Below are 12,503 nucleotides of genomic sequence, written 5' to 3'. Positions count from 1 at the left end.
GCGAAAGATGCCTCACAGGCTGCAAAAATTTCTGCTGGGCTACAGCGGCACTTCCCTGGCTACCGGGCTGCAGGTGATCCTCCTGCCCTGGATTGCGCTCACCGTGGTGGATTTGCCGGCTCTACAACTGGGCTGGGTGCAGGCTTCGGTGCTTTTGCCCAATCTGGTGTTCCTGCTGTTCGGCGGTGCCCTGGCAGACCGCCGTGATCCGGCAGCGGTCTCCGCACTGGCCTGCATTGGTTTGGCCCTTTGCCACACAAGTCTGCTGCTGGTTTACCTCCTGTCCGTGATCTCCCTACCGGTATTGATGCTCTACGGGATTTGCCTGGGGATTTGCAGCGCTTTCCTACAACCGGCGCGGGACAATCTGGTACAGCGCAGTGCACGCCAAGGCGGTGGTCAAACCTCCGAGCGGCGGGTGCAGAAAACGGTGACCTGGATGATGTTGGCCCAATACGGTGGTCAGGCTGTGGGGATGTTGCTGGCGAGCCGCTTTGAACACTGGGGGCTGCAAGCCTTGCTGTTAGTACAGGTAGGGGTACTGCTGTTGGCGGCTGCGGCCTTGATTAGTCTGCGCGCGGGTGGGGCCAGCCGTACGACTAAGGAAAAAATCACTCACAGCCTGATTCTCGATGGCTTATCCCAGGCCTGGCGGCACCCGGTACTGCGCGAGTTGACTGCGTTGATGGCCTTTAACGGATTTGTGCATATTGGTGTTTTTCTGGTGGTGCTGCCGCTGTTGGCGGAGGACTACGGTCGCGGCGCCGGTTATTACGCCACGCTGCAACTGGCCTTCGTAGCTGGTACCGTCATCGCCACGGTGACTATGTTGCGTCGCGGCCAGGGTGCTGAACCTGGGCGCGGTATTCTTATGTGCCTGCTCTACAGTGCGGCGCTGTTAATTGCCATCAGTCTCGGTCCCACCAAGCTGGGCCTGATCCTGCTGTGTCTGTGCTGGGGGGCGGTGGCGGCGGCTTCGGCGGGCCTCGGTCGCGGCATAGTACAGTTGCTCGCCCCGGCGGAATACCGCAGTCGCATTATCTCCATTTACCAGTTTGCCCTGTTTGGCTCCGCTGCCCTTGGAGCACTGGCGGCTGGCGTCTTGAGTGAATACGCCGCCCCCCTGACCACCTTGCTGTGGGCGGGAATTTTAAGTCTGCTTGCCTTTGCCCTGGTGGCTTTAAGTGGTGCCCTGCGCCGGGTCAAAATCACTGACAGCGAGGTCTGAATTGCTTCGTGCGACCAACCCAGACACCGCCACCATATAGTTAGGTGGGTCAGCCAATGAGTGGAGGTGTCGGTGAGTCCCGTGAAAAAGGCCAATTGGTCGGAAGAGGCCACGCGCCACAGCCATGCCCTGGATTTGAGTGAGGGCCTCTTTAGCCTGGAGGACCCGAAAGCGATCGCACGGGGATTGAAAGCGGCTGCGGAATCCAGCCAGCGGCGCAAGTCCGATCCCTATCGCTCCGCCATGTCTATGCTGACGTTCTATATCAACCGGGCGGGACAGCGGCTGCCGGCGAAAAGGCGGCGGTTACTGGAAATGGCCAAGGAGGAGCTGCGCGGTCTTTACGGGCGTCCGCGCCGGCATTGAGCCGGCGGCGGAGTGTGGTGAAAGTGTGAGACGCTTTAAGGTGCCTGGCAGGGCAGGCAGCGCACGTAGAGGGCGCGGGGGTCGCGATAGCTCTGCAGCTCGCCGATTGGTGCCAACACCGGCTGTACGCTGTTTAACCAGGCGCCGAGTGGCAGGTTGGCTTCAAGGCTCGCGGCAATTTTCGCGTCTACATTATCGCTCAAAGCGCGCAGGAATTTTTCGCCGGGGCTCAGTTCACGCTGGATCTCTACTACGTCGTATTCTTCGATTTCAGCAAGCTGCGCGGCGTCGGCGATGGCATCGCTGAGGTTGCCGAGATCATCCACCAGTCCCAACTTCTTCGCGGCGCGGCCGGTCCACACTTGCCCCTGGGCTATTTTGTGTATCTCTTTGGGGGTACTGCCGCGAGCTTCGGAAACGATGCGCAGGAAGCGCGCATAAGTATTGTCCACCCCCTGCTGCAGAATACTGGCCGCAGCTGGCGGCAGGGCGCGATCGAGACGCATACTGCCGGCCAGATCAGAAGTGCCTACACCATCGGTGTAGATACCAATATGCTCGAGGGAATCCTCAAAGGTCGGGAAGGCGCCAAAAACCCCAATAGAACCGGTGAGTGTCGCCGGCGAGGCCCAGATGCGGTCACCAGCCGTGGCTATCCAGTAGCCACCGGAAGCGGCGACGCTGCCCATGGAAATCACCACCGGGATTTTTGCTTCGCGAGTGGCCAGCAGCTCCTGGCGAATAGCTTCGGAGGCAAAGGCGGAGCCGCCACCGCTATCGATGCGCAGTACCAGGGCATCCACTTCTTTCTCGCGCGCACGCTGAATTAATTTGCCGAGACTCTCACTGCCGATACGCCCAGCGGGGGCTTCGCCATCGACAATGGAACCGCTGGCGGTGATCAGGCCGATTTTCTTGGATTCCCGGATGGGTTTGGCGGCTTCGGCGAGCTTGTGACTGCGCAGATAGGCGAGGGCGTCGATAAATTTGTAATCGCGCTCTTTGCTGTCATCTTCACCGATGTCCTTTTTCAGCTCCTTCATCGCCTCGATACGACTGGCGAGCTGGTCTACCAGCTTGTTGGCCAGGGCGGCTTCGGCCCAACTGCCTTGATGCTGTTGCAACTTCTGTGGCAGTTCGTTGATAAACAGGTCGATACTCTCAGCGGGGAGATTGCGCAACCCGGTGACTTGCTCGCTGTATTCACCCCAGAGTTCATTCAACCAGCGCTGGTTGTTTTCCCGCGAGGCGGGAGACATATCGTCGCGGGTGTAGGGCTCGATAAAGTCCTTGTAATCCCCCACACGGAACACGTGGAAGTTCACCTTGAGTTTATCCAGGGCACTCTTGTAATAGTTGCGATAAACGCCGAAGCCAGTGAGCATTACCGAGCCCATGGGATTCAGGTATACCTTGTCGGCGTGGCTGGCGAGGAAGTACTGGGGCTGGGTGAAGTTGTCGCCCACCGCGTAGATGGGTTTATCGGTGGCTTTAAAGCGCTGCAGTGCCGCGCCTATTTCATCCAGTTTGCTGAGGCTGCCACCTACCATATGGTCCAGTTCCAGCACTAGCGAAGATATGCGTTTATCAGTGGCGGCGTTGTCGATGGCGTCAACCAGATCCTTGACGCGCACCTCTGCTGGGCCGCGGTTGCCACCCAGGAAAATCGGCAGGGTGGCGGGCTGGGTCAGCTCATCCACAAGAAAACCGCTGGGGGCTACGCGCAGCGCCGCGCCCTGGGGCACCACCAAGCGCTCGTCCTTGCTGAAAATGGCAATACCGAGAAACAGTAGTATCAGCAGGAAGATGATGTTGGTGAATACTCGCCTCAGCCAGGTGATGGAGCCGCCAATCGCAGCTAAAAAGCCTCGGGCAAATCCTTTTTTCTGGGGTGAATCAGTCAAACCTCAAAACTCCTTAGCGTGTGGAAGTTTTATATTTCCACGCTTTATGTCGGGAACCATTGGCGGAAATTCCGCCAATGGAGTTACTGCATACGATGCCAGCGACTGCTCATCATTGCAGAAAAGAATAGGATAAGGCTCAAAACCACCATTGCGCCATCCTGCCAACCGCGTGTAGGCATCATTACATCGACAATACTGGTGGTGATGTACAGCAGCAGAATAAAACAGAGCCAAAGGTAACTGCGATAACGCTGCTTGATCAGGCCTGGCAACACCAGCAACAGCGGTACCGTCTGGATCAGCCAAAGCGCGAGGGAGCCGCCCTCGATAAACAGGTTTCGAGCTGCAATTAGCACCAATAGGGCGATATAGCAGAACCAATTGATACGGAGCGCAATATGTAATTTGCGCTGAATAGTGTCGTTCACGCTGAATCCTCTATTTGGCAGCTTGAGTCGTCTGGCTCAGGGTTTGGGCCAGTTGACCGATGCGAGCACCGAGCGCTCGGCACAGGGTGATCTCATCTTCACTCAAGTCGCTGGTATGCCCTTTGTTCCAATGGGAGGCGCCGTAGGGAGTACCGCCGGTGCTGGTACGCATTAAGGCAGCTTCTGAGTAGGGAATACCGGCGATCAACATACCGTGGTGCAGAAGCGGCAGCATCATCGAGGTGAGCGTGGTCTCCTGGCCGCCGTGCAGGCTGCCGGTGGCGGTAAATACCGCGGCGGGTTTACCGGTGAGGCTCCCTTCCAGCCAGATATCGCTGGTTTGATCGAGAAAATAGCGCAGTGGCGATGCCATATTGCCAAAGCGGGTTGGGCTGCCCATGAGCAGTCCGGCGCACTGGCGCAGGTCTTCGAGGGTGCAATAGGGCGCGCCCTCGCTGGGCACCGGCGCCAGGCTGGCTTGGGTATCGGGAGAGACTGTGGGAACGGTGCGCAGGCGTGCGGCGATGCCGCTGGCCTCAACGCCCCGCGCCAGCTCAGCGGCCATACGCGCCGTGGCGCCGCCGCGGCTGTAATAGAGAATCAGCACATAGGCTTCGCTATCGGGTGCCATTTAAAGCAGCTCCAGCGCATTTTCCGGCGGGCGGCCAATAGTGGCTTTGTCGCCTTTTACCACGATCGGGCGCTGGATCAGGATGGGGTTTTCAACCATGGCCTCAATCAATTGCGCTTCGCTCAGCTCCTCGTCTTTTAGGTTGAGTTGCTTGTAGGGTTCCTCACCGGTGCGCAACAGGTCCCGTGCCGGCATACCGAGTTTCTGCAGGATCTGTTTGAGATCACCAGCCGAAGGTGGGTTTTGCAGGTAGAGAATCACTTCCGGCTCCACGCCGTTGTCCTGCAGAAGTTGCAGGGTTTGACGGGATTTTGAGCAGCGCGGGTTGTGGTAGATCGTCCACATTATGTCGGTATCCTGTTACTGTTTGGCGTATTCTAACCGAATACCGTAATGGAATTCTAAGGCGTAAGTCGAGTGTTCACCGCATTTGCTAGAGGTCGCACACAGGGAATGAAATTGAAATCAAGTGTGAAAGATAGGCTCGTTCAATGGCGGCGTTTTGCCACCTCCTTGTGGACTCTGTTTGTCGAGAAAGACTGCCAGAAAAGTGCGGCTGCGCTCACTTATATGACTTTGTTCGCCATAGTGCCATTGGTGACCGTGAGCTATGCGATGCTGTCGCTGTTCCCGGACTTCGCCGGCTTGCAGACCCGTTTGCAGGAGCAGTTGTTTTCCCACTTTGTGCCGCAGAGTGGGCGTGAAGTACAGGAATATATCAGCAGTTTTTCCGCCCAGGCACAGAGACTCACCGGCTTGGGTATCGCCATGCTGGCGGTGACCGCGGGGCTCACGCTACGCAGTATTGAAGGTACCTTTAACGCCATATGGGATGTATCCCGTGGGCGCAGCGGAGTTTCGAGCTTTCTGTTGTACTGGGCCATTCTGAGTCTCGGGCCTATCCTGCTGGGGGCCGGGCTCGCCGCCAGTACCTTCCTACTCTCGCAAAAATTATTTTTAGGTGGAGAGGAGGGCATTGGCATGATGGCGGTCGTGCTGCGAGTGCTGCCTTTTATTTTCACCAGTATTGTTTTTACCCTGCTATTTATCGCCGTGCCCAATTGCTATGTGCCCCTGCGCCATGGCATCGAAGGGGGGGTGGTGACCTCCATCGCCTTTGAAATCATGAAATACCTGTTCGGGGCCATCGTCGCGCGCAGTTCGGTACAGGCCATCTATGGTGCCTTTGCTTTTGTGCCCTTGTTTCTGTTGTGGATTTATATGATGTGGATGCTGGTGCTGGCGGGGTGTGTGCTGGTGCGTACCCTGTCGGTATATCGAGCAGCGACCCAGGGGCACAGACATTCCGATTTAGTGGCGATCCTGATAGTCCTCTGGCAAATGTTTAAAAGGGGGCGGTGTGGCAAACCCCTGCGTGAGCGGGATATCTCTTTATTGGGAATAAAATTTGGCCAGTGGCGGCGACTGCGTGATGTCTTACAGGGGCACCGGGTGATCGCCCAGACCGACGGGAATGATTATGTCTTGCTGCGGGATCTGAACGCGGTATCACTGATGGAGCTGACCGGTTGGTTGAGCCCCCAGTGGATTCCCAGCGGTAACCCGGGCAATTTAAAGGGGTTTGAATGGTACAGCGAGGTAGAGAGTCGCTTTGCCAATACCCGTGGTTCCGCCAGAGAGCAGCTTGATATTACGATTGGATCGCTCTTTAGCGACGCTCTGGAAAAAGAGGAGGCCGAAAGTCGCGGGGCGGGGCAAGAGGCGGGAACTTCAAAAAATATGGAAAATGAAATTGTTGAAGCGGAGGGGGAAGACGATGCTGCAGTTACTGATAAGAAAAAGAATGAAGAAGATACTGGGGGCAATCTCTCTGTCCTTGGTAAGCGCAATCAGCGGCTGTGACAACAATAGCCGTCTGCATACCACCGGTGGCGAATCGGTTAATACTGAGGGAAAAACAATATTGATTAACTACTGGGCCGAGTGGTGTAAGCCCTGTCGTGAAGAAGTGCCTGTACTCAATGAGCTGGCGCAGGCCAATGATGATGTCATAGTACTAGGGGTTAATTTTGATGGTTTGCCATCCCCAGCGGCTATCGAACAGGCGAAGAAGCTGGGTATAGAATTTCCCCTGTTGACCGAAGAGCCCGAAGGACGCTGGGGCCAACCCTGGCCAGAAGTGCTGCCTACTACCTTCATAATTGGCCGGGATGGCCGCTGGCAAAAAACACTGGTGGGGCCTCAGACCGCAGAGGATCTTAGTGCGGCCCTACAGTAAGGGCGCTTTTAAATAATAATTTAAAAAAACAAATCAATATAACTATAAACAAAGTATCTATAACCAAGGTAACTATAGGGCACTAGCCTATCGCTGATAGCATGCCGCCACTTTTTAGTTTGCCCAGGGTGGGGTTCTCATACCATGCATATCGGCGCTTTTGTTCTGCTTTTTGGCTTCGTGGTTCTCTTGTTCGGATTGCATCGTTGGCAACGCGGCAGGGATACCCTGGCGCCGGGTGTATTTGTCGGGTTGCTTCTGGGTGTGGTTTTTGGGGCGTTATTGCAATTAGCGCGCAGTTGGGGGAATACCACTGATGAGGTTCTGCCCTGGATCGAAATGCTGGGCGAGAGCTACGTAAATCTGCTGTATATGCTGGTGATGCCACTGGTGCTTACTTCTATTCTGGTGGCTGTGGTAAAAGTGAGTGACACCCAGGCGCTGGGTAAGATCAGTGTGTCCGTATTGAGTGTATTACTCGGGACAACGGCAATTGCCGCCCTGATCGGTGTATTTATGGCCGATTTGTTTGGGCTCTCAGCCATGGGGCTGGTCGAGGGCTCCCGCGAAGCGGCGCGGGTGGAAGTGCTTAATGAGCGCATCGGGCGAGTCAGTGATCTCTCGATTCCTGAAATAATTACCTCCTTTATTCCGCGCAATATTTTCCTGGATTTGACTGGAGCACGCTCCACCTCTGTGATCTCGGTGGTTATTTTTGCGGTGTTACTGGGGCTGGCGGCCCTGGCTGTAAGGCGTGAATTTCCCAAGGAGGGTGCTGCGATTGAGCGCTTTGTACATGTCGCTCAAGTCTGGATTATGAAGCTGGTGCGCCTGGTGATGGCCTTCACGCCCTACGGTGTGATGGCACTGGTTGCGGGGTTAATTGCTAAATCCAGTTGGGCAGACATTGCTAACCTGTTCGGTTTTGTCGTGGCCTCTTTTTGTGCGATTGGCCTGATGTTTTTAGTGCATGGTCTTTTGCTGCTAGTGAATGGCGTGAATCCGCTGCATTACTTCATCAAAGTCTGGCCCGTGTTGGTATTTGCCTTTAGTTCCCGCTCCAGCGCGGCCACTATCCCCCTCAATGTGGAAACACAGGTGGATGAGCTGCGTAATTCACCGGCCATCGCCAACTTTTCGGCATCCTTCGGTGCCACCATCGGTCAAAATGGCTGCGCGGGAATCTATCCTGCAATGCTCGCCACGATGGTAGCGGTGCCTTTGGGGATCAACGTGTGGGACCCCATGTGGTTGGGCACTCTGCTGGCTGTGGTAGTCATCAGTTCTTTTGGTATTGCCGGTGTGGGTGGTGGGGCAACTTTTGCCGCACTGGTGGTGCTACCGGCAATGGGACTACCGGTTACCATCGCGGCCCTGTTAATTTCTGTAGAGCCGCTGATCGATATGGCGCGTACCGCGCTCAATGTAAACGGCGCTATGACCGCGGGAACCCTGACCCAGCGTTGGCTCGGGGATGAAGTGCCCGGTCCCGAGATCGTAGAGGGATAACCAGTAGAGGGGTAAGTAAGAGTTCTCGGCCGGTGGAAAAAATTTGAAAAAAATAAATGAACCCTGTCAACCGCTGGCCCAACAGAGCGTTTTAATCAGTGCAATTTAAATCTTATTCGATCTCCTCGAATGGAACCGGGGCGATTTATGAAGGAGCAATTTATGAAAAAGCTGATTGGACTCTCACTACTGACTATTGGCCTGGCTTTTCCTTATTCTCTTTATGCACAGAGCGATGAGAGCGAGCCGCACGATCACGGTGATCATGTCGAGGATCGTCTAGATCAGAAAGGCGATCGTATAGAGGCGAGATTGGATCAAAAGGGAGACCGCATTGAGGAGCGCCTCGATAACAAGGGTGATCGTATCAATGAGCGCCTTGATCAGAGGTCTGAACAGGCGGCTGCCAATGGCAATGACAAGCTGGCCGAGCGACTGGACCGCAAAGGAGATCGCATCGATAACCGTCTCGACCAAAAAGGGGAACGTGTCAACGAAAGGCTGGATAACAAGGGCGCAAAAATTAATGATCGACTGGACAAAAAGGGAGAGCGTGTAGATCGCCGCATGGATCGGCGCGCTAAAACCCGCAAGCGTAAAGAGGGCTGACCTTGCGAACTGGTCATTCAGATAAAACCAAGAGTGCGAGTGGAGCCTTTTAGGTGGGCTCCATAAACCATAAAAAGAATCTGGAAGAGCATTCCGTGCGCAAGGACTTTAGCCGGCTTCTATGAATCAGTTCCTGGCCCAGGTGGAGAAACGGGCCTTTACCATGGCGAATTACGCCGTAGGCAATCGGGATGATGCGCTGGATATTGTGCAGGATTCCATGTTGGCGCTGGTCAGGAAATACAGCGGTCGCGATCGCAGCGAATGGCGACCGCTGTTTTTTACCATTCTCAATAATCGAATTACCGATTGGCATAGGCGCAACAATAAGTTATCCCGCTGGCAGTTGTTACGAGAAAAACTACCTGCAAATACCGATGAAACAGACCAAGCTCCGTTGGAGTGGGTCGATAGTTACAATCCCACCCCAGATAAGGCTCTGGTTAGTGAGCGCCTGCTGGAAGCTATCGACAGCGCTGTAACCAGGTTGCCTTTGCGCCAACAGCAGGCCTTCCTACTGCGTTGTGTCGAGGAGTTCGATGTTGCCGAAACTGCCCGCGCAATGTCATGCAGCCAGGGCAGCGTCAAGACCCATTTATCAAGAGCCATGCGCAGTTTGCGTACCCATCTAGAGGCCTATGAACTAGAGGCAATCCAATGAATCGACGGCAAGAAGATTTAGCGGCACAGAGTGGTGCATTACAGAGAGCCGCTCGGGATGCGGTTGCACGCCGGGATAGCAAAATCGATGCGGACACCCTGGTGCAGCTTGCCAGTGCCAGACAGCGCGCATTGGCACACAAGAAAACGTATCATCGAGACTGGACTGGCTGGGTCGGATTCACTGGCGCCTGTGCAACATTATTGTTATTGCTGCTCTGGCCGGCGCCCAATGAGCAGGCCACCAACGAGTTACTGAGCGCTTCTGATTGGCTTTTGTATGAAGAAATGGATGTTGAGATGGTTGAGGATATGGAGTTCTACCAGTGGTTGGCGGAAGAATTGAATGGTCACTCCTCTTAATGATGGGAGCGGTCTTTTCCTCAAGAGAAAAGCCGGTAGGGGTCTCTGTCTCATTCTGCTCTTTTGCGGCGCCCCGCTCCTGGCGGAAGAGCTGGAGCCTCTGGATGAGGACTTCCTGATGTTTGTCGGGGAATGGGCAGACGAGCAGGGAGATATACAGGCATCAGAAGCACTGGAGATGTTGTTACCCAAGCTGGAGAGTGAGGGGGTGACAGATCGGCAGGGTACTGAAGATCGTGAAACCCGGGAGGAGCTGCGCGATGAGTGACCGAAGGCATTTGCTGTGTGGCTGGTTGGCCGCGGTGTATCTGTCTCTCTTCGCGGGCGTTTCTTTGGCTCAAGAGTGGCAAAGCCTCAGTGACAGCGAGCGGCAGCTGCTGCACAACTTTGAGGATCGCTGGTCACAGCTGAGTGATGGTCGCCGCGAGCAGTTGTTGCGAGGTGCCAGGCGCTGGAGCGAAATGAACCCTGAGCAGCGCCAAGAAGCGCGGCAGCAGTATCAGCGCTGGCAGGATATGCCCCGGGAGAGGCGCGCTCAATTGCGGGATTCCTATCGCCGTTTTCTGGATTTGCCCGAGGAGGAGCGACAGCGTATCCGGGAGGCGCGTAAGCGCTTTCGACAGATGACGCCACAGCAGCGCAGGGAGCTGCGGGAAAAGTGGAATCAGGATAAGCGCGATAGGACCGACAAGGGGGAGAGGCGGAGCCGCCGGGAGGGCCGGAGTCATCGGGAAGGACAGCGCAGGGAGCGAAGAGAGCATCGGCGGAGGCGTGAAAGCGAAGATCGGGCCTGATATTTTTCGCCAGCTCAGGTGTAATTCAGCGTCTATTCAGATCGATTTGACTAATCTGGCCCCCGTTGATGAATAACGGGAGATCGATTGTGCAACTCTTCAAGCAGTTTATCGCCGGCGCGGCAGTCGCCGCGCTGGTGGCCTTGAGTGCTACCGCCAAAGCGGGCCCTCGGGGCTACTCAGACCCCTATGGTGCGGACAGCTACGATTTTGCCCGTGTCACCGAGGTTACCCCCGTCTACACCGATGTCGAGGTGCGGACCCCACGTACCTACTGTCGGGATGAGCAGGTAGCTTACCGCGAGCCGGCCTCCCCGGCGGGCACCCTGGTCGGTGGGCTGATCGGCGCCGCTGTTGGTAACAGTCTGGGACGTGGTGGTCACCGCGGTCGTTATCATCACCACCATGGCGGCCAGCGGGCCGGGGCCACTGTCGCGGGGGCTCTGGTAGGTGCCTTGGTTGGCAACCAGATCAGTCGTTCCAACGCTCCGACCTATTACGCCACGGAATCCCGTTGCCAGGTTGTCGACGAGTTCAGCTCACAGCGGGAATTAGTCGGATACGATGTGCGCTATCGGTATAATGGTCAGGTTTATCTGACTCGTACAGATTACCATCCGGGCGATAGAATCCGGGTTCGTGTCGCAGTCTCGCCGGCGCCATAAGTCGGCGGGAGGCGGTCGAAGATAGTTGAAGGTGGAAAACCAGGACATCCACAGGAGCCGCACCGTGAAATCGAGCCGCACTTTTAAACGGCATTTTCTTCTCCTAATCGCTCTGCTTCCGAGCCTTTGTGCCGCCTCATGGCAGGGAGGGCCGGCGCCGCAGAGGGAAAACTACCGGCATGAATTCCGCTGGGCGCAGGACTCGGGTATTTCCCGGGAGAAGGCCGCTTCGCTGGTGAAGCGGCGCTACGGCGGCAAAATATTGTCGGTCTCTGAAACCCGTAAGCAGGGCCAGGTGGTCTACCGGGTGAAGGGGCTTTCCGATAAAAGTCAGGTCTATGTAGTTTTTGTGGACAAAAAGAGCGGCAGGATCTCCCGTTAATTCCCCGCTACCACAGACACGCAGTACAAGGGAAAGAATATGCGCGCACTATTAGTCGAAGATGAAGTTTTACTGCGTCAGCAGCTGGCGGAGTCACTGCGCAGTGCAGGCTATACCGTCGATGAGGCGCCGGATGGAGAGGAAGCGCTCTATTTGGGGCGTGAATACCCTTACGATATTGCGGTTATGGATCTGGGGTTGCCAAAAATAGATGGTATCCAGGTGATTCAGACCCTGCGCGGCGAAGACAAGCACTTTCCCATCCTGATTCTCACCGCCCGCGGCCACTGGCAGGAGCGCGTGGCCGGATTGGAGGCCGGTGGAGACGACTACCTGGTAAAACCTTTTCACACCGAGGAATTGCTGGCGCGCCTGAATGCGTTGGTGCGTCGCTCCGCCGGGTTCTCTTCCCCTACGATCAAAGCGGGCCCGATACTATTGGATACAAGTTCCCAGCGGGTCACCGTCAACGATACCGAGCTGGAGCTGACTTCCTTCGAGTACAAGGTGCTCGAATACCTGATGCTGCACCCCGATGAGGTGGTCTCCAAAACCACTCTAACCGAACATATCTATGAGCAGGACTGCGATCGCGACAGCAATGTAATAGAAGTATTTATTGGTCGTCTGCGTAAGAAGTTTGATGCGGCGGCTCAGCTAAAGCCCATTGAAACCTTGCGCGGCCGGGGTTATCGCTTTATCGCTCCCCGCTAATTTCAACT

General features: G+C 55.8%; 17 protein-coding genes. 13 read left to right on the top strand and 4 right to left on the bottom strand.

What is annotated here, in order from left to right; genetic code table 11:
- Positions 1 to 7: 7 nt before the first annotated feature.
- Complete coding sequence (locus FIU95_RS13890; protein WP_152454338.1) at positions 8 to 1,228, top strand: MFS transporter; 1,221 nt, start codon at positions 8 to 10, stop codon at positions 1,226 to 1,228.
- 81 nt (positions 1,229 to 1,309) lie between these two features.
- Entirely contained in the window at positions 1,310 to 1,594 is a 285-nt protein-coding gene (locus FIU95_RS13885; RefSeq protein WP_216646248.1) for a DUF3175 domain-containing protein, read from the top strand.
- A 35-nt stretch (positions 1,595 to 1,629) separates the two neighbouring features.
- Here the strand turns inward: FIU95_RS13885 and sppA are convergent, their stop codons facing one another.
- From sppA to arsC, 4 genes are all read right to left on the bottom strand, one after another.
- Positions 1,630 to 3,498: a signal peptide peptidase SppA gene (gene sppA, locus FIU95_RS13880; protein ID WP_152454336.1), complete on the bottom strand. Its 1,869-nt coding sequence runs from the start codon at positions 3,496 to 3,498 to the stop codon at positions 1,630 to 1,632.
- Positions 3,499 to 3,581: 83 nt separating this feature from the next.
- Positions 3,582 to 3,929: a DUF2069 domain-containing protein gene (locus FIU95_RS13875; protein WP_152454335.1), complete on the bottom strand. Its 348-nt coding sequence runs from the start codon at positions 3,927 to 3,929 to the stop codon at positions 3,582 to 3,584.
- Positions 3,930 to 3,939: 10 nt separating this feature from the next.
- Positions 3,940 to 4,560 (bottom strand): NAD(P)H:quinone oxidoreductase, encoded by a 621-nt coding sequence (wrbA, locus tag FIU95_RS13870; RefSeq protein WP_152454334.1) that lies wholly within the window; start codon positions 4,558 to 4,560, stop codon positions 3,940 to 3,942.
- Positions 4,561 to 4,905 carry an arsenate reductase (glutaredoxin) gene (gene arsC, locus FIU95_RS13865; RefSeq protein ID WP_152454333.1) on the bottom strand — a complete coding sequence of 115 codons (345 nt, stop codon included), beginning with the start codon at positions 4,903 to 4,905 and terminating at the stop codon, positions 4,561 to 4,563.
- 126 nt (positions 4,906 to 5,031) lie between these two features.
- Here arsC and FIU95_RS13860 point away from each other — a divergent pair, with 126 nt between their 5' ends.
- From FIU95_RS13860 to FIU95_RS13810, 11 genes are all read left to right on the top strand, one after another.
- A complete protein-coding gene (locus tag FIU95_RS13860) occupies positions 5,032 to 6,423 on the top strand; it encodes a YihY family inner membrane protein (RefSeq protein ID WP_152454332.1) in 1,392 nt (463 codons plus the stop codon).
- Entirely contained in the window at positions 6,365 to 6,799 is a 435-nt protein-coding gene (locus FIU95_RS13855) for a TlpA disulfide reductase family protein (RefSeq protein ID WP_172975408.1), read from the top strand. The genes FIU95_RS13860 and FIU95_RS13855 overlap by 59 nt, the downstream gene beginning before the upstream one ends.
- Before the next feature lie 144 nt (positions 6,800 to 6,943).
- Positions 6,944 to 8,308: an L-cystine transporter gene (locus FIU95_RS13850; protein ID WP_152454330.1), complete on the top strand. Its 1,365-nt coding sequence runs from the start codon at positions 6,944 to 6,946 to the stop codon at positions 8,306 to 8,308.
- Between the two features lie 162 nt (positions 8,309 to 8,470).
- Positions 8,471 to 8,917: a hypothetical protein gene (locus tag FIU95_RS13845; protein WP_152454329.1), complete on the top strand. Its 447-nt coding sequence runs from the start codon at positions 8,471 to 8,473 to the stop codon at positions 8,915 to 8,917.
- A gap of 121 nt (positions 8,918 to 9,038) precedes the next feature.
- Entirely contained in the window at positions 9,039 to 9,578 is a 540-nt protein-coding gene (locus FIU95_RS13840) for an RNA polymerase sigma factor (RefSeq protein ID WP_152454328.1), read from the top strand.
- On the top strand, positions 9,575 to 9,940 hold the full coding sequence (locus FIU95_RS13835) for a hypothetical protein (RefSeq protein ID WP_152454327.1): 366 nt from the start codon (positions 9,575 to 9,577) through the stop codon (positions 9,938 to 9,940). The genes FIU95_RS13840 and FIU95_RS13835 overlap by 4 nt, the downstream gene beginning before the upstream one ends.
- A complete protein-coding gene (locus FIU95_RS13830; RefSeq protein WP_152454326.1) occupies positions 9,924 to 10,208 on the top strand; it encodes a hypothetical protein in 285 nt (94 codons plus the stop codon). Before FIU95_RS13835 ends, FIU95_RS13830 begins: the two co-directional genes overlap by 17 nt.
- Positions 10,201 to 10,734, top strand: a complete 534-nt coding sequence (locus tag FIU95_RS13825) for a DUF3106 domain-containing protein (RefSeq protein WP_152454325.1) — start codon at positions 10,201 to 10,203, stop codon at positions 10,732 to 10,734. Before FIU95_RS13830 ends, FIU95_RS13825 begins: the two co-directional genes overlap by 8 nt.
- An 89-nt stretch (positions 10,735 to 10,823) precedes the next feature.
- Positions 10,824 to 11,399, top strand: a complete 576-nt coding sequence (locus FIU95_RS13820; protein WP_152454324.1) for a glycine zipper 2TM domain-containing protein — start codon at positions 10,824 to 10,826, stop codon at positions 11,397 to 11,399.
- 64 nt (positions 11,400 to 11,463) lie between these two features.
- Positions 11,464 to 11,781, top strand: a complete 318-nt coding sequence (locus FIU95_RS13815; RefSeq protein WP_172975407.1) for a PepSY domain-containing protein — start codon at positions 11,464 to 11,466, stop codon at positions 11,779 to 11,781.
- A gap of 39 nt (positions 11,782 to 11,820) precedes the next feature.
- The gene (locus FIU95_RS13810) at positions 11,821 to 12,495 is read left to right on the top strand and encodes a response regulator transcription factor (protein WP_152454322.1); all 675 of its coding nucleotides are present in this window, start codon (positions 11,821 to 11,823) and stop codon (positions 12,493 to 12,495) included.
- Positions 12,496 to 12,503: the final 8 nt, after the last annotated feature.

The organism is Microbulbifer sp. THAF38 (assembly GCF_009363535.1).
Classification (GTDB): Bacteria; Pseudomonadota; Gammaproteobacteria; order Pseudomonadales; family Cellvibrionaceae; genus Microbulbifer.
This window is presented reverse-complemented; position numbering and strand designations above follow the sequence as displayed.